Source organism: Demequina litoralis, from assembly GCF_030418455.1.
Lineage (GTDB): Bacteria > Actinomycetota > Actinomycetes > Actinomycetales > Demequinaceae > Demequina > Demequina litoralis.
In genome coordinates this window covers 445,463-467,371 of sequence record NZ_JAUHPW010000001.1, presented here as the reverse complement: position 1 = coordinate 467,371, position 21,909 = coordinate 445,463, and the positions used below count along the sequence as shown (strand labels likewise).

At 64.7% G+C, this 21,909-nt stretch carries 13 protein-coding genes and 1 pseudogene; 5 read left to right on the top strand and 9 right to left on the bottom strand.

Annotation, left to right across the window (positions count from 1 at the left end; translation table 11 throughout):
* Window positions 1–38: 38 nt before the first annotated feature.
* From QQX09_RS02095 to QQX09_RS02085, 3 genes are all read right to left on the bottom strand, one after another.
* A complete protein-coding gene (locus QQX09_RS02095) occupies window positions 39–3,392 on the bottom strand; it encodes a DUF499 family protein (protein WP_301131037.1) in 3,354 nt (1,117 codons plus the stop codon).
* A 2-nt stretch (window positions 3,393–3,394) separates the two neighbouring features.
* Window positions 3,395–6,133 (bottom strand): DUF1156 domain-containing protein, encoded by a 2,739-nt coding sequence (locus tag QQX09_RS02090; protein WP_301131157.1) that lies wholly within the window; start codon window positions 6,131–6,133, stop codon window positions 3,395–3,397.
* 594 nt (window positions 6,134–6,727) lie between these two features.
* Entirely contained in the window at window positions 6,728–10,138 is a 3,411-nt protein-coding gene (locus QQX09_RS02085; protein ID WP_301131036.1) for a DUF8742 domain-containing protein, read from the bottom strand.
* Window positions 10,139–10,259: 121 nt separating this feature from the next.
* Here QQX09_RS02085 and QQX09_RS02080 point away from each other — a divergent pair, with 121 nt between their 5' ends.
* Entirely contained in the window at window positions 10,260–12,920 is a 2,661-nt protein-coding gene (locus tag QQX09_RS02080) for a DEAD/DEAH box helicase (RefSeq protein ID WP_301131035.1), read from the top strand.
* Between the two features lie 231 nt (window positions 12,921–13,151).
* Here the strand turns inward: QQX09_RS02080 and QQX09_RS02075 are convergent, their stop codons facing one another.
* Both QQX09_RS02075 and QQX09_RS02070 read right to left on the bottom strand, forming a co-directional pair.
* Window positions 13,152–14,129: an AAA family ATPase gene (locus QQX09_RS02075; protein ID WP_301131034.1), complete on the bottom strand. Its 978-nt coding sequence runs from the start codon at window positions 14,127–14,129 to the stop codon at window positions 13,152–13,154.
* A gap of 295 nt (window positions 14,130–14,424) precedes the next feature.
* On the bottom strand, window positions 14,425–14,658 hold the full coding sequence (locus tag QQX09_RS02070; protein ID WP_301131033.1) for a helix-turn-helix transcriptional regulator: 234 nt from the start codon (window positions 14,656–14,658) through the stop codon (window positions 14,425–14,427).
* A gap of 101 nt (window positions 14,659–14,759) precedes the next feature.
* On the opposite strand from QQX09_RS02070, the gene QQX09_RS02065 reads away from it, so the two are divergent.
* On the top strand, window positions 14,760–15,437 hold the full coding sequence (locus QQX09_RS02065; RefSeq protein WP_301131032.1) for a helix-turn-helix domain-containing protein: 678 nt from the start codon (window positions 14,760–14,762) through the stop codon (window positions 15,435–15,437).
* A gap of 2 nt (window positions 15,438–15,439) precedes the next feature.
* A complete protein-coding gene (locus tag QQX09_RS02060; protein ID WP_301131031.1) occupies window positions 15,440–16,516 on the top strand; it encodes a tyrosine-type recombinase/integrase in 1,077 nt (358 codons plus the stop codon).
* A 42-nt stretch (window positions 16,517–16,558) separates the two neighbouring features.
* On the opposite strand, the gene glnA is transcribed toward QQX09_RS02060, so the two are convergent.
* Window positions 16,559–17,992 carry a type I glutamate--ammonia ligase gene (glnA, locus tag QQX09_RS02055; RefSeq protein ID WP_301131030.1) on the bottom strand — a complete coding sequence of 478 codons (1,434 nt, stop codon included), beginning with the start codon at window positions 17,990–17,992 and terminating at the stop codon, window positions 16,559–16,561.
* A 194-nt stretch (window positions 17,993–18,186) separates the two neighbouring features.
* Here glnA and QQX09_RS14265 point away from each other — a divergent pair.
* Window positions 18,187–18,513 (top strand): annotated as a pseudogene (locus QQX09_RS14265) (RDD family protein); the annotation flags it as partial.
* Between the two features lie 97 nt (window positions 18,514–18,610).
* Window positions 18,611–19,255: an HAD-IA family hydrolase gene (locus tag QQX09_RS02050; RefSeq protein ID WP_301131029.1), complete on the top strand. Its 645-nt coding sequence runs from the start codon at window positions 18,611–18,613 to the stop codon at window positions 19,253–19,255.
* Between the two features lie 102 nt (window positions 19,256–19,357).
* On the opposite strand, the gene QQX09_RS02045 is transcribed toward QQX09_RS02050, so the two are convergent.
* The 3 genes from QQX09_RS02045 to lipB all read right to left on the bottom strand — a co-directional run bounded on the left by QQX09_RS02045 (window position 19,358) and on the right by lipB (window position 21,861).
* Entirely contained in the window at window positions 19,358–20,062 is a 705-nt protein-coding gene (locus QQX09_RS02045) for a DUF4191 domain-containing protein (RefSeq protein WP_301131028.1), read from the bottom strand.
* 96 nt (window positions 20,063–20,158) lie between these two features.
* Window positions 20,159–21,175: a lipoyl synthase gene (gene lipA / locus QQX09_RS02040; protein ID WP_301131027.1), complete on the bottom strand. Its 1,017-nt coding sequence runs from the start codon at window positions 21,173–21,175 to the stop codon at window positions 20,159–20,161.
* Window positions 21,172–21,861: a lipoyl(octanoyl) transferase LipB gene (gene lipB, locus QQX09_RS02035; RefSeq protein WP_301131026.1), complete on the bottom strand. Its 690-nt coding sequence runs from the start codon at window positions 21,859–21,861 to the stop codon at window positions 21,172–21,174. Before lipB ends, lipA begins: the two co-directional genes overlap by 4 nt.
* Between the last annotated feature and the right edge of the window lie 48 nt (window positions 21,862–21,909).

Below are 21,909 nucleotides of genomic sequence, written 5' to 3'. Positions count from 1 at the left end.
CGGGGCAAGTGAGTCAGCGGCCTCGCGAACCAGGCTCCCTAGCTCTCTTCGAAGCCGGACTGTTCAAACTTGAGGGCGTGAGTGTTTTCGGCCACCGTGCGGACGACACCTTCCCCAAAGCCACCGCTACTGATTGCCTCGATCTCGATGCGCACTGTCAACTCGACGTCTTCGCTTGCACGCAGGTTCGCAATGACTTCCTCGGCTACGTCTCGGAAGTCAGAGGCGATCCTATTGGTGCCAAGGGTCTTGACGCCGTAGAAGCGGTTCTTGACGGGGCGTTGCGGCATGTCGCGCAAGTATCGATCTTGCTTGCGTTGCGGCGCATCCGCATGATCGTGTTCAACAGGAGAGACAGGCGCCTGCTCCGCGGCCTCCGCCTCGATCTGGGCGGTGGCTACGTCGGCGCGCACCAGCAGCAGACTGTCTGTGACCTGAGGAGGAGTCAAAGCCGCGTTCGCTGTCGGATACCAAAGCCCGACGTAGCGACCAGTAGCTTCGTCGAAGGACGTCGCGAGGGCGAACGCGTCATGCTGCCAGAGCATCGGCATATCTGTGACGCCGCGGTCCAGCACCGCGCGGTCGCGGAGCCGCGGCATATAGGGGTACTGGCTGTAGAGCCCCCACAGGATTCCGAGCGCTACGTGGCCGTCGCTCCATATCTGCGGGATCTTGCCAATCGCCAAGCGTACGGTCGCGGCCGCTTGGCGGGTCGACAGGTCGCCGTCATTGCCGAGTCGCCGGGAAGCCCGCTCAGCCAAGGACTCAGACTGCCCCTCAACCTTGGTCTCTCGGATCACGAAAGGGGCACTTGGGTCAGGCTGGGTTGGAACTAGCGCCCATACGTAGGTCTGACGCAGGCGCGCGCCGACGGTCTCGTCCGCCTGTCGCTGCCGCTGCGCGGCCTGGTTCCGTTGGTTCTGTGTTAGGTCAAGTTCGACTTCATTGGCCAGAACGTGGGTCCAACCGAGATAGTCACGGGTCGCGGCTTCGAGCTCGTCGAGGCGGGCTTCGTCAGCTGCCAGATACACCAGCATGTTGCGATGGGTGCGGTTTGCGCCGCCTCGCTGTTCGGTGGCGAGCTTGGCAAACGCCTTTGCCCCGGAATCAGTCTTTGCTTTGTGAGACGCCTTCGGATGCAGGATCACCAGCCTGGCCTCATCGAGGTCGGGGATGTCTGCGTTGCTCTCCGGACAGACGTGGACGCCGGCAAAGTCACCGCGTGAGCGCGCTTGGCTCTGAAGGCGCCGCACCATCTCGGCCCACACGTCTTCCTTGTGTAGGCGCTCCGCTTGGTCCTTTGCCTTGCGGGTGATATTCGGCTGGAGGTCGTACCAGAACTTGCCCGAGCCGGAGTAGAAGTACGTTGCTCGGTCGCCGAGCTGAGTCAGGGCTGAGTGGAAGTTGCCAGGCACGTCACCGGGAACGGCCGTGCCAAGGAAGACGCGCTGTGTACCTATCCCCTTGTGCGTCGACCCCGGTGCGATAGTTGGCGCGGCACCGAAGAACACAGTTCGGGCAAGGCGCTTGGTGAGAGCACGTTGACCGAACAGCGGCTTCTCCTTGTCGATCCGCCCTGGTTCAGAGTTCGGTCCGTCGACGTCAGCGTCGATGATGGCCTTCCACGAGTCCTGCAGATACTGCGTCAGTTCCGAGTTGACATTGGCCGTTGCGAGTGGAATCGACCCGGGGAGAATCAGTGGGGAAGCGTCCTCGCCAGTCCAGAGCGCATGCACGACAGTGCTCATGAGGCGGAGCACACCGCGCGTCCGCTGGAAGCGTTCAAGCGATGACCACTCCTCGTAGAGGGTGTCGAACAACTCGGGGTGGATGGGGTAGGTCCGCTTGATGCGGTCTTCGTATGCCGGGTCGCATGCTTCGCGCGGGAAGTCATCGCTGTATTTGCGGTACATCTCGACATACGCGCGAGCGGTAGCGCCGATGGATGCAAGCGACGCCGCGTCGGGCTGCTTGAACAGTCGCTGCCGCACGATGTGGTAGGCCTCGTCAGAAGATGCCGGACGCCACTGATCTGCCACGCGGCGCACGACGTTCTGAAGGCGCTTCAACGCGTCGAGGCCGTGCTCGCCTCCAACTTCCTCTGCGTTTCCGGGGACGACGGCGTCGGCTACGTCGCCGCTCTCCGAAGCCGGGATCGAAATAGCGAGGAGCACGCCCGAGGTGCCCTTTGCGGCTTCAGTGAGCGACTGTGCGAAGGTGAATTGGTCGTCGAAGGTGCCACCCGCAAGATCACTACGACCCACGAGGGCACGTGCATAGGCAACCCACTCGTCGATGAGAATCACTGCGGGGGAGTAGCGGTCCAAAAGGACGTGAAGCGCATCGCCGGGGTGCGTGCGGTCCTGGTCGGACTCGGCAACCAGGCTGAATCCTTCGCGACCGCCGAGCTGCCAGGCCAACTCCCCCCAGAGCGTGTTGACTCGGGTGCCATCAGGCTTGACCACGCCTGACGGACTGAAGTGGTTCCCGACAATCGCCACTCGGTTCACCTGGGTCCCGCTGTAGCCGTTGGCGAGGAGCAGTTCCTGGGTTTCCTGCGGAAAGGCCCCAACAGGTAGCCCGGCCGCAATGTGCCAGAGTGACAGCATCGAGTGGGTCTTGCCGCCCCCGAAGTTTGTCTGAAGATTGATGACGGGGGAGGCGTTGTCATCGCCGGCGAGGCGGCGCACAGCACGCCCGATGAAGTCGCTCAATCCCTCGGTCAGGTATGTGCGTCGGAAGAACTCGACCGGATCCGCGTAGTCGGCATCGCCCTCGCCGCCGGTCGCAACTTTGTAGAGGTCTGCCGCAAACTCCGAGGCGTGGAAATTGCCCGTCGCTACGTCATCGTGGGGTTGGAGGACTTCGCGCCACGGCTTGATGCCACCTGCAGCTTCGGGATTGTCGAGAGCAGCTCGAAGCGCCTTCCTGTCCGCTCGATCAGCAGTGACGCGACGCAGGTCGAGCCTAATGTCGCGCACGGCGTCCGCCTCCGCAGGTTGTCCCACAAGGCGCATGAGCCTTTCCGCGGTATCAAGCACGCGGTAGGCGTCATCGTCGGTAAAAGAGCCGTTGTGTGCCCATGTGTTCCGCGCACCCTTTAGCTCTGTTGCGAACGCTTCGCCGACGCGGCCGAGCGTGTCCGAGAACGGGTACCAACGGGACTTCACGTGGTTCGTGATCGAGGAATCCGTCAGGATTCGAAACTGGACCTGAGGATCAAGGGGGTCGTAGACCTTCTTTCCCCCTCCATCGCGCGCGGCAACTAGTTCTGCCCAGTTGGCGCCGGCCGCGGGGTCCACCGCACCGATAATCGAGGAGATGTAGTCATCGAGAGCCGGTGCGATCACCTCGAACATCTTTCCGATTCGTTCGCGGTTGCTGAGAGCCATTCCTAGTCTTCCTCTTCGAAGTCAAATGCGTCTTGAACCTGGACGGGCTTCCTCGCTGCCCGGGCCACCTCAAGGATCTCGGTCCAGCTCGTCACGAGGCTATTGAAGGAGATCGCATCCTTGTTCCATCCTCTGCCCTCGGCTACTCGGAACAAGAGATGAGCGAGCTCCTTCACAAGATCAGCGTCCACGGCGCCGTCCCGGCGGCTCAGAGCAGCTTGAAGGTAGTGGCCTGCCTGGGCGATACCGTCGCTCTCCAGGACTTGAATCAGGTGGTGAAGCGCTTCCCATGTGCTTACGCGGAGGTCCTCAACCGGGTTGTAGTCCGGATTGAGGTCCGCGGGCCTGATCAGCTGCACTCTTCCCGCGCGGCTCACGAGGATGCCCTCGCGGTCCATAGAATCTACCGTGGTATTTCTTGCATTGGCGAGACTATTCGCATCGCCGAACGCCCCGACGTCATAGCCGTGTTGGCGGTACCAGGCGATGGCGAAGCGCGATGTCGCGTCGAAATCGCCCTCCTGCTCGTTGAGCACCTGATCGAGGATTTCATTGATACGCGCGAGTGCTGATCGCACCGTCATCTTCTTGCCAGTGGGCTCGAGGACGGCGCTGTGACGACTGAACACTGCCATGCCGGGGCCGATCGCAGCCTGAGGCAGGTCGACGGGCGCAATCTGCCCTTGCTGAAGCTTGCGCAGCGCGTCCGGTAGCTCAGTTTCAAGTGCGTCGATGAAGGTGCGGCGGTCGATGGCGCCGGCGTCTGCGGGCCGCTTTCGGAGCGCAAGGACGATCGACGAGGCGAGTGCATTCGAGCCAACGCTGCGAATTCGATTCGCGAGTTCGCTCCGACTCGGCCAGGTCGCAGTGATCATCCACCCGGACCGAATCATGCCTTCCAACAGGGTCTCCCAGCCGGTTGACGCCTCGCTTCCCTCGTCGCCCTCGCTTTGCTTGAACGCGTAATACACCGCCATTGGGTACTCGTCAGACGTCAGATCTTGAGCGCGTTCGAAGACCTGGCGGAACCCGTCTTCGAAGAACTGTCGAGCGCCGTCCTTGCCACCCTGGCGTGCCGGGTTCGCGACGAGCTCTTCCTGCTTGGGCACAGCAATGGTCCCCAAGAGCGCGGGGTGGCAGGTCCGAAGGGTCCTGCGCAGCCATCCGTAGAAGAAGTCAGAGAGGTCAGCGTAGGGCACGTTGTCGTAGTAGGGCGGGTCGGTGCTAATTACGACGCCGGCCATATCTGCGTCCGTCGCGCTCTGCTGCGTCGCTCGCCCCGAGCCGCGTCCAGGCAGGTAGTCAAGCACTTTGGCGACCCACTCGACACTTTCGGACCACGTCCCACTCGACTTGGCGAAGGGGTTCGCCTCGGCGATATCCCACGTCATCGCCATAGCCTGGCGAGCGAAAACGCCGCGAACCTGCTCTTTTGACGGGCTCGAGTCCCAAGAGCACAGCGCAGATTGCCTATCCGCCCCGCGGCTCACCGCCAAGCCGAGGTATGTCGTTACAGCATCCGCGTAGTCGGTGCTTCCACCGTGTGCAATCACCTGCTCGCGGGCTTCCATTGCGAGATCGCTCAATGTCGTGAGTGCGACGAGCTGTCGGTTGGTGAAGAGATCAGCCAGAGTCGTGAGGCCGTACAGGGGTGCGCCCATGTACTGCGAATTCCGGGAGAGCTCAGCTCTTGGCACGTCGTCGGGCGGGGAGATCCGGGCAGCCTCGATCGCGACTCGAGACGGTTCGAGGTAGACGCGCTGGCGGTTACCTTCCGCAACGATCGCAGTGAGCACTGTGCCCATGCGACGTGCGACACCTTCGGTCTTGATGTAGTCCTTCGACACGACGGTCTCGCAAGCAACGCACCTTGCGTCGTTTCGTCTAACGGTGCCGTCCGCGTTGGCCTTCGGTGCGAGGGCGACATCATGCCCAATGTGGAAGGACACTGATCGACCGGACGGGTCGGCATTGTCTGCCACAACTTCCGGGACTACGTAGGCCTCTTTGCCTTTCTTCTTCCCGAGCCACCAGGTCCGTGCGAGAGGCATTTCAATGCCGCACGCCGGGTTCGGGCACCGAACTGTGCGGGCCCAGATCCAGGCAATTGCCGTTGCCTTGCTGCCGTCCGACAGATCTGCCTTGGGGTACAGGTTGCCAATCCGGCGCTCCGCTTGTTCGCGAATCCATTGACCGTAGGCGCGGACGTCGGCCGCGAGGCCCTCGGCACGGTTCCACGTGCGCATTTGCGAGTCAGCGAGGCCCGGGTACACCGGGGGCTGCCCATCGAAATTGGGCGGAACTTCGATGAGCGCCTTGTTGATGAGTACTGGCACAGGGTTCAAGTCGGACGCTCGGGAGTCGAGGCCGAGCCTCTGCGCCTCGAGAGGAATCGTGCCCCCTCCGGCAAACGGATCTAGGATCGGTGGGGGAGCGCCTTGGGTGGAGCGTCGAATCTCCGCGCGAGCTTCTTCGAGCAGACTCTCGTCGCGCACGTTCTCCCACACCACGAGACGCTCAATGAGCCCGTGAAGCCTCTCCCGTTCACGGCGCTGCGACTCATCCGTGGGGTAGAGGTCGGGATGGCTCACGGGGTCATCTACTAGCTGGGCAAAGAGCATTGCCCGAGCCGTGGCGAGCGGTCGCCTCGCCCACCAGAGATGGAGAGTCGATGGGTGACCGTGCCTGATCGACTTCTCCCGCGCAGATTCACGGTTGATGGCCTCTAGCGGCAGTGCCACCTCGATTAGCTTCCGCTTCTGCACCTAGTCCCTCGTCGCTCTTGCCCCGCACGGGCGCCTATCAGCGGCACGGGGCCGCCACTCTCAAGATTCCAACCTAGTGTGCTTGGACCGACGCATCGGCCGACACCCTGAGGAGACTGCGCCGAACCGCCTCGTCGAACGGAACGCCGGGGTGCGCCCGATGCGTCCAGCGCTGCCAACGAGACGGATGACGAGGGCCGTCGCCGACCTGCCACACGGGGATCCCGGCTTCTGCCAGAACCTCGTCAAGCCAGTCGATCTGCGTGCGAAAGTGGGCGCGTGCGGGCCCCGAAGGCAGCGTTGCGCCGTAGCCAAGCAAGACGCCGCCCGCGAGCGGAAGAGTGGATCTGAGCTCGGCCCTGGCGGCTAGCCAGCCGGACTCTGCGGCTCCAAGATCCGATATTTCCCCGGAACTATGGGAAGCGATTGCGAACATGTTTGCGACGTGCACCTTGTCGAACCCGAGTATCTCTGCAGCAAGCTGCGCACGTTTGAGAGTGCGGTCCCCGCCCGTCAGTGGCGGGTTGCTAAGTACTGCGAGGAGAATGGCGGAGCGGTCTGTTCTCGGCACTAGAAAGGCTCCGAGCCCTTGGCCCAGTTCTTCGCCCAATCGCCTCGCACGCCAGTCGCCTCAAAGCCACCTAGTTCTGTGGTGGCAAACGGATTGTCGAGGTACCGCACCTGATCATGAGCGGCACCGCGGGGATCAACCTCTACTAGTGCAAGACGGTACCGAGGATAGGCATTCTTCCCGGTCATGACTTCGTTGTGGGTGACGTGGAAGTCGGTGGCGCCTTGTATCCGAGCTTTGACCTCGATTCGGATGGTGTCGCCAGCTTCGTCGGAAGAAAGGATGTCGAAGCCCTTGTTGTTGAAGGCCTGTTCGATTGGTGTCCGGCCGAGATCGCGCTCGTACTGCATCACTAGGTCGACGCCGCGGCGCTCGACTTCCTTTGTCGCCTTGGCGTGAAGCGGCGCCGAGCCTGGAAGCGCTCCCTCGAAGAGCGCCGCTGGGAGCACCAGTGCTGCCGTCACGATGTGTGGTGGCTTCGTCGACATCAGCGCCTGACGGTCGAGCACCCCCAGCCGCCTACTGAGTCGGATATCGAGTTCGGTGGCTTTTCGGGTGAGACTTGCCGACGATTCCTTGACCGGCTCTCCAGCGCGTTCCCGCTCGGACGCGACCGCAGCATCCAGAAGAAGCCTGTCGCGCTCGCTTTCGAGGCGGTTCGTTACGAGGCGACGGGTCTTGGTTAGCTCCGCGAGGCGTCGAGGCTGGACCTCGGCGAGGTACTGGGGTAGCTGATTCGCAATGATCCAACTCGCGGCGCGGGCTTCTGCATCCTCAAGCCACGGAAAGTCCTGTGCCGAGACCGGCGCCTCGGCCACTGGCGCCTCGACACAATCCAGATATGGCGCGGGCCCAGCGGGTCGAATCTCACCGTCGCCGGCGGCATACGCGTAGCCGAAACGTCGTGCAACAGTGGCGCCAGTGGCGTCCGTGACCTCCTCAATGACCCCCACCAGGAGTTGCGGTTCCTCGATAGACGGGGATACCAGGATCGTTCCGCGGTTCAGGGCGTCGCCGTATCGCCGGACCGTCTCGTCCATGACGGCGTCGTGGAGCGGATGGCCCGGTGCGAGCAGATCAGTGCGAGCGTTATCGCGCGAGTCAGCGATGTCTAGGTCGAACGTGACGCGGTCGTACTTCGTCGCGATCGGCGCCCTAGCGGCCGCCCGTACGTGTTGTGGCACGTTCGCGATCTCGTAGCGCCTCGCTTCGCGTCGCACCATGCGCCCTCCGAGTCGGGAGAACGCGGCCTTGAACGCAAGCTCGATGTAATGCGGCTGCAAGCGCCGCGCACGCGAGTCGTCCATCGCGGCTCTAAGCGTACGCAAGTCGGCCTCTGCCAGGTGCTCTGACGCGAGCGCGCGCTCGGTGAGTAGGTCTTCGAGCCCGTCGCCTACGCTGGAGTCAATCACCTGCTGCATCCGGGTCCGCACCTCGGGCTGCTCACCGTACTGGATCGCGTCGAGCAGCAACGTACGAAGCGGAGTCTCGACGAAAGCCTCGCCAAGGACGTCGAACACCTTGCCGCCGTAGGTCTCTCGCATTTGCTCGAGCTTCTCGAGCAGGCGGATGAACACTTCGCCCTCGCGCGTGTTTGCGGCGACCAGATTCCAGAGCCGGCACACTTCCTGCTGTCCGATTCGGTGGATTCGCCCGAACCGCTGCTCAATCCGGTTCGGGTTCCAGGGAAGGTCGTAGTTAACCATGAGGTGCGCTGCCTGCAAGTTCAGGCCCTCGCCCGCAGCGTCCGTCGCAAGCAGGATCTGTACGTCGCGATTCTTTGAGAATTCCTCCGTGATTTGGCGCCGTTCACCTCGCCGTACGCCGCCGTGGATGGCGCGGACAGCATCCGGGCGTCCGAGGAGCGATCCGATCTTCCCGCGGAGGTAGTCCAATGTGTCGCGGTGTTCGGTGAAGATGATGAACTTCCGCGGCGTGCCGTTTCGGTCTGTAGTGACGGCGTTGTCCTGCAGAATCGTCGACAGTTCTGCCCACTTGCGGTCACTGCCTGCTTGCCGCACGCGCAGCGCGGTGTCGATCAGAGACGCGAGTTCGAGCAGTTCCGCATCGAGCTCGGCCACTGTCTGCACGGCAGTGGCCGCGTCGAGAAGCTCCTCCTCCATCTCCTCGATTTCAGCGGCGCTGAACTCATCGTCGTCGATGTCGGCGAGGTTGAACGCTGGTTCGGTCTCTTCGTAGCTCCCGGCCAGAATCTCCTGCTTCTTGCGCTCAAGTCGCTCGGAACGACGCACGAGGCTCTTGTAGATAGCCTCAGGGCTTGAAGCGAGGCGTCGTTGAAGCACGGTGAGTGCGAAGCCCACCGTGTTCTTGCGCTGGCCGCCGAGCCGCTCCGCGCGATTCATGCCGTCGCGTACGTACGCGGTCACCTCCTCGTAGAGCTCATATTCCAGCGCGGTTAGTTCGTACGGGACGGTCTCCGCGATTCGCTCGGGGAAGAGTTTCTTCCCGTCGAAGGTAAGGAGGTCTTCTTTGACCATCCGACGCATGACGCCGTCAAGATCCACCGACTGCGTGTTCTTGCCTTCGAACCGATCACGGTCCAGAAGAGTCAGGAACAGCTGGAAATCTTCCTCTTTGCCCGAGTGAGGTGTTGCTGTCATGAGAAGCAGGTGCCGCGTAACGTCGCCGAGCACCTCACCGAGGAGGAAGCGCTTGGTCTTCTCGAGCTTCCCTCCGAAGTAGTGGGCTCCCATGCGGTGCGCCTCATCTACTACGACCAGGTCCCACTCAGTCTCCTTCAACTGCATCTGAAGCAGCTCATTGCGGGCAAGCTGGTCCATGCGTGCGATGAGTAGAGGGTGGCTCTCGAACACGTTGTGGTTGACGTTTGCGTCGATGAGCTGATTCGTGAGCAAGTCGAACCGCAGCCCGAACTTGAAGAAGAGCTCGTCCTGCCATTGCTCAACTAGGCCGCCAGGCGCCACGATCAGGCATTGCCGGACGTCGTCCCGAAGCAGCAGTTCCTTGATGTACAGGCCTGCCATGATCGTCTTGCCGGCTCCCGGGTCGTCCGCTAGCAGGAAGCGCAGTGGCGTTCGCGGCAGCAATTCGCCATAGACCGCACGAATCTGGTGCGGTAGCGGCTGGACGTCACTCGTCGCGACCGCGAGCATCGGATCGAACAGCCCTGCAAGCGCTATTCGCTTTGCCTCCGCGGCCAACTTGTAGTCACTTACTTCGGCGTCGAACGGGCGGCTGCCGGACTGTGCCACCGAGAGCCGTGGCTCATCCTTTCGAAAGACGACCTGTTGGCCCAGAGCTCCTCCCGGGTCCTTGTAGGTCAACTCCAGCGCGTCTGATCCGTGCCATTGTGTCGCCACGACGTTGACGACCTGGCCAGGAATGAGTCCCTCGACTCTCAGCCCTCGCTCGAGTTCCTCAAGGTGCACGTCTGTCCTCCCGATTGACGGTCAACCAACGTTACTGGAACTGTCCGGCTCGCCGTGAGCAGGAGTTAGTACGATCGCTCCTCATCAGCCTGCCGGAACTGCGTCCTGGGGAATGAGTGCGATGGAGAAAGACGAGCGCGCGCAGTTGCGTGCCGCGTCCGACGAAGTTTCGACTTGGGTCGCGCATGCGCGCACTGCGCTGACCGCACGGACGCAGATTGGCAGCGACGCGGATCATGCGATTGCCGCACTGCGCAATAGGGTCGTCGACCTTTGGCTCGACGGCAGGGTCGCTTGGCAGGTTCTCATTCTGGGTCCGCGCGACAGTCGACTGCTGCGGGACATCGCGCGCCAGGTGGCACAACCAGCGATCGGTTCAGAGGAGGGCCGGGGGCTCGGTGAGCTCACTGGTTCAGCGGCGACGGCGGTGGAGCAAGTCAAGGCGCTGGTAGGGGCGCGGCGCTTCTTCTCCGGGAGCCAGAAGAGAGAATCGGCTGCGAACGCAGCGGAGTATCTGAAGTCCTTCCACGCCGCGGCCCTTCGCACGGGCCTGCCGGCGTATGTTGACTACCTCGCGCAGAGTGCGGCCGCGAGATGCCCGGACGTCCCAGTCGAGCTGGCGCTCGCCGCGCACGTTGACCTAGTGCGCCATCTTGGCGACGCGAGCTCCGAACCCGCATTGGTGGCGCGATCGTCGGTCATTGACCTTGCCGCATCGATCGCAACACTCGACTATGCGTTGAACCAGGAGTCGTTGCTCTGTGACGCTGCACGCGCTGCAGGTGAGCGTGTCCGGGCGATGGAGACACGGTCTCTACTCTCCGAGATGCCCGCAGATCGCCTTAGGGAGGCCACTCGTGATCGGATTCGCGTCGGGCCCCTCCTTGACGCTGGCATCACCGATGTCCAGGCGGTGCTAGACCGGAGCGCGATCCTCGAACAGCTTCCCGGGATAGGTGCGACCACCGCGAATCGGATGCGTGCAGCGGCGCAGACAATGTGGCACACCACGTACGGTGAAATGCCTGTGCGTATCGATATCAATCGCCGGACCGGGGAGACAACGGAGCTGCTGTCACAACTGCGCGCCTGGGAGCCTGCGCACCGGGTCACGGGGGCCACCGGTGACGTCGCGCTACGTGACACTTTCGCGCCTCTTGTCGCAGCGATGGATCGGAAGGCAACTCACCTCGTCGTGCTGCCCGTGGAGCGTTCAGTCCCCAGTTTCCACGAGGCCATGGACACGTTGCACCGCGCTGCGGCGCGCGCGGCGGCGATGGGCGATGACGCGCGCTTTGGTGATCCGTGGGACAGCTTCGCTGCCCGACCCGCAGACTTTTTCGCGCTGCTCGCCGAGCTCGGCTTCCTCACGGAGCACGAGGAGAAGACCCACGGTGATCTCCCCGACGAAATCGTCGCGGCGATTCGCCAGACTGAGCTCGACACCCAGGAGCTGACTGCCTCCTTGCGTGGCTATCAGAGCTTTGCCGCTCGCTTCGTACTCTGCCAGCGCAAAGTCCTCATCGGCGATGAAATGGGTCTAGGCAAGACTCTTGAGGGACTCGCTGTCTTCGCGCATCTCCACGCCAAAGGCGAAAGGCACGGACTCGTCATCTGTCCTGCTTCAGTGGTGACCAATTGGGTACGCGAGGTCAATACCAAGACGAGGCTTCGATCGCACCGGATTCACGGTCGGGGCCGCCATGAGGCGCTGCAGAATTGGCGACGCCACGGTGGAGTTGCAGTCACGACGTTTGAGACACTCAAGTGGCTAGCACCGCAGCTGCCTCCGATTTCTGACCTCAGTTGCGTCATCGTCGACGAAGCACAGTACGTCAAGAACCCGAGTGCTCATCGTTCTCGGCGAGTTGTGGAGCTTGTCCAGGCCGCTGAGTACTCGGTGTTCCTGACCGGCACTCCGCTGGAGAATCGTGTGGGAGAGTTCGGGACGCTGGTCGGATACTTGCGCCCCGACCTCGTCGTCGACGCAGACGAACTTGCACCCCGTCGCTTCCGCACTCAGGTCGCACCTGCATACTTGCGGCGAAACCAGGAGGACGTTCTATCTGAGTTGCCGGAGTTGGTGGAGGTCAGCGAGTGGCTGCCCCTCTCGGACGCCGACCTTGCGGCCTACCGCGATGCAGTTTACGCCGGCCAGTTCATGGCGATGCGGAAGGCTGCAATGTCTAACCGATCGAGTTCAGCCAAGGTCCAACGCCTTCTCGAGATAGTCGAAGAGGCCGAGGCAAACAGTCGCAAGGTGATCGTCTTTTCGTATTTCCGGGACGTGCTTGACGACATCGTTGCGCTTCTTCCGGGCGAGGTCTTCGGCCCACTGTCCGGGTCGGTCCGGGCGGACGAGCGCCAGACGATGGTTGACGAGTTCTCGGCCGCGGGCCACGGTGCGGTCCTAGTTTCTCAAGTGGTGGCTGGCGGGGTGGGCCTGAACATACAGGCGGCGTCCGTGATTGTGATGTGCGAGCCTCAGCTCAAGCCGACGACTGAGTGGCAGGCGATTGCCAGGGCGCATCGGATGGGCCAGCTGAATAGCGTTCAAGTCCACCGCCTTCTCACCGAGAACAGCGTCGATGAGCGGATCACTGAGATTCTGGCGCGGAAGAAGGAGCTGTTCGACGAGTTCGCACGCATCAGCAATACCGCCGAGAGCGCGCCAGAAGCGCTTGACGTTTCCGAAGCGGAGCTTGCTCGCGAGGTGGTCGCGCTCGAACGAGAGCGATTGTTCGCTCAAGCATCGCTCGAGGAGCCTGCCGGGGAGAGGTAGTCAATCGCACCGTCGGCCAGAGCTCGGGAACGCTGGAGGCGCCCGCGCAGCGTGGACTCGTCGCTGGGAGATATACGGGACGGAAGCACGGGATCGCGAGCCGAGCGCAGAAAAAAGAGCTGGGGACCGACACGCGCGCTCAACCTGCATTGAGTGGGGATCGATTCGCGCCACCTTTGCTACATCTGTTTCATGTGTAACGGACGGCGTTGGCGGCTGACCTGGCATTTGTTAAGAAGTGACACTTGTTACAGGCCCATAGACGCCACGGCGGATTTTGACGAGATGGCCTTCGTCGCAGAGCCGCTTCAGGTACACGCGCGCATCGCTGGTGTGGAAGTGCGCGTCGACCTGCTGAGGTGTGGTTCCGCCGGGATGAGTTTGGACATAGGAGGCAATCTCTGCGCTGCGGCCACCTACGGCGCGCGCTACGGCGTGGTCCGCCGCCCGGCGAGCTGCGTCAGAGAGGTCCGTACCGTCGAGCACCCAGCGAGAGCGCTCAAAGTTCATGGCGAATGCGCTGTCCGGAACATCGCGGCCGGTGATCCGCAGTAGCGCGCAGTCGTTGCCCCGCGAACGCTCGAGGTTCATGGTGAAGTCAGCGCCGCCATTCAACCCGTTGGTTCCACTGGTGCCGTCCATCCAATCGATCGCGGCGGCCTTGCGGGTGTGATGCACGGCTAGGACGGTGGCGCCGGGCTTCCCGTCTGCCAGCGACTTGAAGAGCGCTGCTATTCGGTAGTCGCGCTGGTACTGAGTCTCACCCGGTAGAGCCGGAGGAAGCAAGCGACCGAGTGTGTCCATCAATACGACGGGCGACTTGGTCTTGACGTTGCCCAGCCAGTCTGCGATCAAATCAGGCGCGTGGCTGGGCTGAACGTCGATCACGTAGTTGAACTCGGTCGGGATCCGCATTCCTGCACCGAGCAGCGCGCGGGCACGAGCCTGGAGGCGGCGCTCGCTATCTTCCAAGGCCAAGTAGAGAACCTCGCGCTGGGGCCCGGGATCGGCGATTCCGAATGCGCGAGTCCCGGACGACACCGCGAGCGCCACGTCATACACCAGCCACGACTTCCCAATCTTGGGGGGCCCGGCGAGGATTCCGAACCCCTCGGGGATGACTCCTTGCACCGCCCACTGGAGCGGAGGGAACGTCATCCTCTCCAGTTCGTCGCCGCGGCGTACCGGGCTTCCGAGGTTGGGGTTCACCAGCGTGGCTCCCCGAACCGTCGCTCGATTTCCCACTCTTGCCAAGCGGTCGGGAGCCACACTCCGCCGCCGTACACCGTTGCGGCGACTGCCGGAGTGTCGGCATGTCGCAGCGCGTCGATGTAGCGAGTCAAGGTCTGTGAATCCAACCCGTAGGTCGATGAATCGTCGCGTGGCGGCAGTGAGAGAAGGAGCTCGAGATCTCCAGCCGCACGATGCTGGACCGCCAGGGAATGCCGGCGACGGTAGTTGGCAGAGGCCCCGGGGTGGTCGCTTCGGCTGTGCCAGGTCGCGGTCACGGCCGCGGAGCTCGCGTTGTATCAGGGGCGTTGATCGACACTGCGCCGCCGTGTTCGTCGAGGCCGTAGCAGCGGTCGAGGAACGCCTGAACGTCCTCTTCCCGGAACAAAACCCGGCGGCCCACCCGCATCGAGCGCGGTCCGGTGCCTGTCTGTCGCCAGTAGCGCACCGTGGCGGGGGAGGTGCGGCACTTTTCTGCAACTTCGGGGATCGTGAGCAGCTTCGACATGGGCTTGCCTTCCATCTGTCACCGCGGGTTGTCCACGGTGATGCTTCGAGAGTGCGTGCCTGCGTGTGCCAGGGCAAGCCATTGCGTGTACCTTTTGTGCCATGAAGGAACGCAATGGTGAGGCACAACGAGCAGGAATCCGGCTCGAGCGCAATGTCGCCCTGAACATGAAGATGATCAGAGAGAGGGACCACCCGAACTGGAGCCTGCGACAGGTTGCTGCTCAGGTTCAGGCACAGGGGGTCAAGCTTGACCATGGCGCGATTCGACGGATCGAAGCTGGCGAACGCTCAGTCCGACTCGATGAGGCGGTCGCCATCGCGCGCGCCCTCAATGTGTCGTTCGATGCACTCGTGACAGACCCGGTGCTCGCGCGCAGACAAGAGGTGGTCGACCTCTTGCAGCGGCTCGATGAGGTCTACGAGAAGTACGAGGCAGCCTATGTCGCGCTTGAGTCCGCGGAGCTTGCGCTGGGACACGCGATGAGGGATTTCCCCGATGTGGAGTCGGCGCGGCGAGCGGTCGCCCAGTGGATGAGGACCTACGGTCACAACCCCGACCGGTGGCACGCTGATGACTGGACGGAACGCTTTCTATCTGGATACACCCTGGCAGCCGAGCACTTGTTTGCGCATCTCAAGCAGTACGTGATCGGCGGGCAGCGCCTTGCCGTCGATTCAGCAGAGGACGGCGCGATGCGCGAGCGGTGGACGGCGTACCTTGCCCACGACGACGAGGCAAGGCGTCGGGCGCGCCACAGCGCGAGCGGAGGTGCGTAGGTATGGCGAGCATCGTCAAGCAGGCGAACGGTCGATGGCGGGCGCGCTATCGCGACAACTCCGGGACGGAGCACTCACAAAGGTTCGACCGAAAGAGCGATGCGCAACGATGGATCGACGCACAGTCCGCAGCGCTGGTGCGTGGTGACTACGTCGACCCAGCGACCGCTCGGACCACGGTCGCCGCATGGTGTGACACCTGGCTGGACGCGTACAGCGGCAATCAGCCATCGACGGTCCGTCAAGCCCGCGTGCACGTAAAGCACATCGTTGAAGAGTTCGGTGCTGTGCGCCTTGTGGACGTCAAGCCGTCAGCGATTCGAGCATGGTGCGCCCGCCTGAAGAGGCGGGGGCTCGCAGACTCTACGGTCTACGCGATCCATGCGCGCCTTTCCCAGATCCTGGCGGACGCTGTCCACGACGGGATCATCGCGCGTAACCCGTGCTCAAGGCGCACGTCGCCGGGCGCCGGGAAACAGCGGCCCTATGTGGTGAGCACCGCGCAAGTCTGGGCGCTTCACGACGCTGTGCCTGGCTACGTGCGGCCGGCAGTCCTGCTTGGTGCCTTTGCCGGACTGCGGGTCGCTGAGGTGTGTGGCCTCCGCGTCGAGGACGTCGACTTCATGAGGGGCCTGGTGAGCCCGCGGATGCAGTACCCAGACCGGCCGCTCAAGACTGACGCCTCTGCTGCGCCGGTGCCAATTCCCATCGAGCTTGCTGCCGTCCTGGGTGATTGGACAGGGGAGAGGGGGTGGATCGTAGAAGACCTGCTGGGCCGCCAAGTGGGGCCATGGGCGATCCAGCGCGCCGTGCGCGATGCTCGCGAAGCCGCAGCACTTCCGGAGGAGTTCCGGTTCCACGACCTGAGGCACTACTTCGCTTCGCTGCTCATTGCAGCGGGCGCGGACGTCAAGGTCGTGCAGGCCCGCCTGCGTCACTCGAATGCGACCACGACGCTCAACACCTATGCGCATCTGTGGCCGGATACAGAAGAGTCGACGCGGGCCGCAGTAGCTGAAGTACTGGCGGCCCGCGCCGACTCTGTAGAACCTCGTGCGGCCGGATTGCGGCCAATCTGAGGTCTCCCTCAGAGAAGTTCCTGGTAAGTCAGGCTCTAGGACTTAGCAGTCGTAGTAGAGCTCGAACTCGTGCGGGTGCGGACGGAAGCGCAGCGGGTCGATCTCCTGCGTGCGCTTGAGGTCGATCCACATCTCGATGAGGTCCTCGGTGAACACGCCGCCCTCGGTGAGGAAGCCGTGGTCCGCCTCGAGGGCGTCGAGCACCTTGGGGAGCGAGTCCGGAACCTGCGCGATCTGAGCGTGCTCCTCCGGGGGCAGCTCGTACAGGTCCTTGTCGACCGGGGCCGGCGGCTCGATGCGGTTCTTGATGCCGTCGATGCCGGCCATCAGGAGCGCCGCGAACGCGAGGTACGGGTTCGACGACGGGTCGGGCGCGCGGAACTCGATGCGCTTGGCCTTCGGGTTCGAGCCCGTGATCGGGATGCGGACCGCGGCGGAGCGGTTGCGCGCCGAGTACACCAGGTTGACCGGGGCCTCGTAGCCCGGCACGAGGCGGTGGTACGAGTTGACGGTCGGGTTGGTGAACGCGAGCAGCGACGGCGCGTGCTTGAGGATGCCGCCGATGTACCAGCGGGCGATGTCCGAGAGGCCGCCGTAGCCGGACTCATCGTAGAACAGCGGCTCGCCGTTCTTCCAGATCGACTGGTGCACGTGCATGCCCGAGCCGTTGTCGCCGAAGAGCGGCTTCGGCATGAAGGTCACGGTCTTGCCCGCGCGCCACGCCACGTTCTTGACGACGTACTTGAACTTCTGGATGTCGTCGCCCGCGTGCAGCAGCGTGTTGAAGCGGTAGTTGATCTCCTGCTGGCCGGCGGTGCCCACCTCGTGGTGCGCGCGCTCGAGGTCGAGGCCGACCTCGCCGAGGACCTTGCACATCTCGTCGCGGAGGTCCGCGAACTGGTCGCCGGGGGAGACGGGGAAGTAGCCGCCCTTGTAGCGCGTCTTGTAGCCGCGGTTCGGGGTGCCGTCCTGCTCGAACTCCTTGCCCGTGTTCCACCAGGCCTCGGAGGAGTCGATGTGGTAGTAGCCCTCGTTCTGCGCGGTGTCGAAGCGCACCGAGTCGAAGATGAAGAACTCGGCCTCGGGCGCGAAGAACGCGGTGTCGCCGATGCCGGTGGACTTGAGGTACTCCACGGCCTTCGCCGCGATGTTGCGGGGGTCGCGCGAGTAGGGCTCGTTCGTGAACGGGTCCACGATCGAGAAGTTGATGACGAGCGTCTTCGCCGTGCGGAACGGGTCGATGAACGCGGTGGCGACATCCGGCAGCAGCTTCATGTCGGACTCGTTGATCGCCTGGAAGCCGCGGATCGACGAACCGTCGAACATCGCGCCCTCGGTGAACACGTCCTCGGTGAACTGCGACGCGGGGATGTTGAAGTGCTGCATCTGACCGGGAAGGTCGCAGAAGCGGATGTCGACGAACTCGACGCCCTCGTTCTTCACATACTCGATCGCCTCGTTGGCGTCTTTGAACATCCGGTACTCCTTGAAGAGGTTGGACAGGCCTTCGGTGGCACCTCACACCCTAGGGGCGGTCCGTTGCCTGCGGATACACGGAATGTTTCGAGAGTGTTACATGTGGCACTCGTGGCGGGGTGGTACCGGAGGCGCCGCCGGGAGGGACGATGCGACGGCCGGGAGGGTGCGCATCGTCCCGTTAGGCTTGCTCGGTGACCGATCAGACCGTGCCCTCCGCGCTCGTCCCGCGCCGCCTTGGCGGCATCGCGATCGACTGGGTGCTGTGCCTGCTGATCTCGTCGGCCTTCTTCCCGGACCCCTCCTATGCGACCGAGGGCGTGACCGGCATCGAGCGGGCGCTGCTCGCGGGCGTGCCGTTCGCGACGCTCGCCGTGTGGGCGGTCCAGCACCTCGCGCTCGTCGCGACCCTCGGCACCACCATCGGCCACCGCCTCATGGGGGTGCGGGTGGTCCGCGAGGACGGCGCGCTCGCCGTCGGCATCGGCAAGGCCGCCATCCGCACCGTCCTGCTCGCGCTCGTCATCCCCGCCGTGGTGTGGGGACCCGACGGGCGCGGCCTCCACGACCGCCTCGCCGGCACCCGGTGGTGCGCGCCGGGGGAGAGGGGACCTCCGCATGATCGACCTCGACGTCGCCGCCGTGCTGCTGGACATGGACGGCACGCTCATCGATTCCACCGCCACGGTCGACGTGGTCTGGGGCGACTTCGCCCGCCAGGCCGGGTTCGACGTCGACGACGTGCTCGCGCACGTCCACGGCGTGCCCGCGCGCGCGACGCTCCGGCACTACCTCGGCGAGGACGCGGACATCGAGCCCTGGTATCGCCGGATCGAGGAGTGGGAGAACGAGCGCTTCGACGCGGACGTCGAGATCCCCGGGGCGGTGGGCGCGGTTCATGACCTGCCCGCCGGCCGCTGGGCCGTGGTGACCTCCGCGGTGCGGGATGCCGCGCTGCGGCGCATGGGCCGGCTCGGCTTCCCCGAGATCGACGTGCTCATCGCCGCCGAGGACGTCGAGCACGGCAAGCCCGACCCGGAGCCCTACCGCCGCGGCGCCGACGCGCTCGGCTTCGACGTCGAGGACTGCGTGGTGCTCGAGGACTCCGACGCCGGTGTGCGGGCGGGTCTGGCCGCCGGGGCGACCGTGATCGTGGTGGGCTCGCTCGCGACCCCTGCGACGGAGGGTCTGCTGCGCGTGAAGGACCTCACCGAGGTGCGGTTCGGGGCGACGGCGACCGGCGTGCGGATCGCGATCGGCTGACCGGCGTCGGTCATCTCCCCGCAGGAGTCCGGGAACGCGAAAAACCGTCCGTGAGCTCCCCGCAGGGGGTCACGGACGGCTTCCGACGGGGGAACGGCGCTCTCAGCGGCCGCGCATGCCCTTGCGGTCGGGACGCGCACGCACCGGGTCGATGCCCTTGGGCATCGGGGGCTTCGCGCCGCCGATCGCCTTGAGGCGCGCCTCGACGGTCGGGCGGTCGTTGCGGCCCAGCGCCTTCTTGATGCGGCGGATCGCCTTGGTGAGGCCGGCCAGCGCGACCTCGCCGTCGCCGCGGCCCACGTAGATGATGGTGACGGGCACGCCCGGCACGAGCTTCTCGATGCGCTTCTTCGAGGTCTCGGCGGGACGGTGGATGAGCGAGCCGCCCTCGGCGAGCAGCACGATGCCGCCCTTGCCGACGCCCTGGAAGACCACGCCCTTGCCCTTGGTGTCCATGTTCACCGGCTGGTCCTCGAACTTCCAGCCCGAGCGGATGGTCTGGGCGACCGCGAGCGACGCGCCGGTCTGGCCCTCCATGCGCATGAACGCGTTGCGCTCGAAGCGCCGCGTGAGGAAGTACATCGCGCCCAGCGCGGCGGTGAGCACGCCGAAGATCGACGCGTAGATGATCGCCGCGGTGCCGCCGATGATGAGGCCGATGACCACCGCCAGCGCGATGCCGCCGATGAGGATGGCGAGGATGCCGGGGAGCAGGAGCTTGTCGTGCGGAGCGGTGACCTTGTACGCCTGGATGATCAGGGAGTACCAGCGCTGCTTCTTGGGCTTCGGTGCGTCGTTCTTAGCCATGATGCGCACAGTCTAGTCGCAGCCGCGCGGCCCTCCGGGACGCCCTCCACGGACGGCGTCGACCCCCGGCCCGCAGGGCGCGGGACGATGCGCGGGTCAGCCGAGCTCGGGACGCGCCTTGAGCAGCGCGGACGCCTCCTGGCGCGACTCGGTCTCCTCGCCCAGGTGCGCGAGCGCGGCGGGGATCTCGCGTCCCTTGCGCTTCATCGCCTGGCCCCAGAGGCGGCCGGCACGGTACGAGGAGCGGACCAGCGGGCCCGACATGACGCCGAGGAAGCCGATCTCCTCCGCGATGTCCGACAGCTCGACGAACTCCTGCGGGCGCACCCAGCGGTCCACGGGGTGGTGGCGGGGCGAGGGCCGCAGGTACTGCGTGATGGTGATGAGGTCGCAGCCGGCGGCGTGCAGGTCGCGCAGCGCCTCGACGGCCTCGTCGAACGTCTCGCCCATGCCGAGGATGAGGTTCGACTTGGTGACCAGGCCGTCCTCCTGCGCCGCGGTCAGTACCGACAGCGAGCGGTCGTAGCGGAAGCCCGGGCGGATACGCTTGAACACGCGGGGCACGGTCTCGAGGTTGTGGGCGAGGACCTCGGGGCGCGAGGAGAACACCTCGGCGAGCTGGTCGGGATCCGCGTTGAAGTCGGGGATGAGCAGCTCGACGCCGGTGCCGGGGTTGAGCGCGTGGATCTGGCGGACGGTCTCGGCGTACAGCCAGGCGCCGCCGTCCTCGAGGTCGTCGCGCGCCACGCCCGTGATGGTCGAGTACTTGAGGCCCATCTGCTGGACCGACTCCGCGACGCGACGCGGCTCGTCGGCGTCGAAGGCCGCCGGCTTGCCCGTGTCGATCTGGCAGAAGTCGCAGCGGCGCGTGCACTGGTCGCCGCCGATGAGGAAGGTCGCCTCGCGGTCCTCCCAGCACTCGAAGATGTTGGGGCAGCCCGCCTCCTCGCACACCGTGTGGAGTCCGCCGCTCTTCACCAGGCCCTTGAGGTCCTTGTACTCGGGACCCATGGTCGCCTTGGTGCGGATCCACTCGGGCTTGCGCTCGATCGGGACGGCGGAGTTGCGGGCCTCGACGCGCAGCATCTTGCGTCCCTCGGGGGCGATGGTCACACGGGCTCCTTCGTGGGGAGGTCGACGGCGGGGCTGGTTGCCTGCGCCCACCTTACGTCGGCGAGGGCGGCTTCCAGGAATCGGACCGTCGGCTCGACGGCCTCGGCGAGGGGCACCTCGCGGCCGAGCTCCACCGACAGCGACGTGACGTCGGCGTCGGAGATGCCGCACGGCACGATGCGGTCGAACCATCCGAGGTCCGGCGTGCAGTTGAGCGCGAAGCCGTGCATGGTCACGCCCTTCGCGACGCGGACGCCGATCGCGCAGATCTTGCGCTCGCTCCGCTCCTCGGTCGCGGGCAGCCACACCCCCGAGCGGTCCTCGACCCGGATGGTCTCGAGGCCGAACGACGCGCACACGTCCATGACGGCCTGCTCGAGGCGGCGCACGTAGCGCACCACGTCGACAGGCTCCGCGAGGCGCACGATGGGGTAGCCGACGAGCTGGCCGGGGCCGTGCCACGTGATGCGGCCGCCGCGGTCGACGTCGACCACCGGGGTGCCGTCCACGGGACGGTCCCACGCGGCGGTGCGTCTGCCCGCGGTGTAGACGGGCTCGTGCTCTACCAGCAGGAGCGTGTCCTCGGCCTCGCCGGCCGCCACCTGGGCATGGATCTCGCGCTGGAGGGCCCACGCCTCCTCGTACGGGACGAGGCGCGTGCCGAGATCGACGGGGACGATGCGCATCACAGGATGGTAACTCTTGTCCGAAGCGGGAATACTTCGGGGGGCATC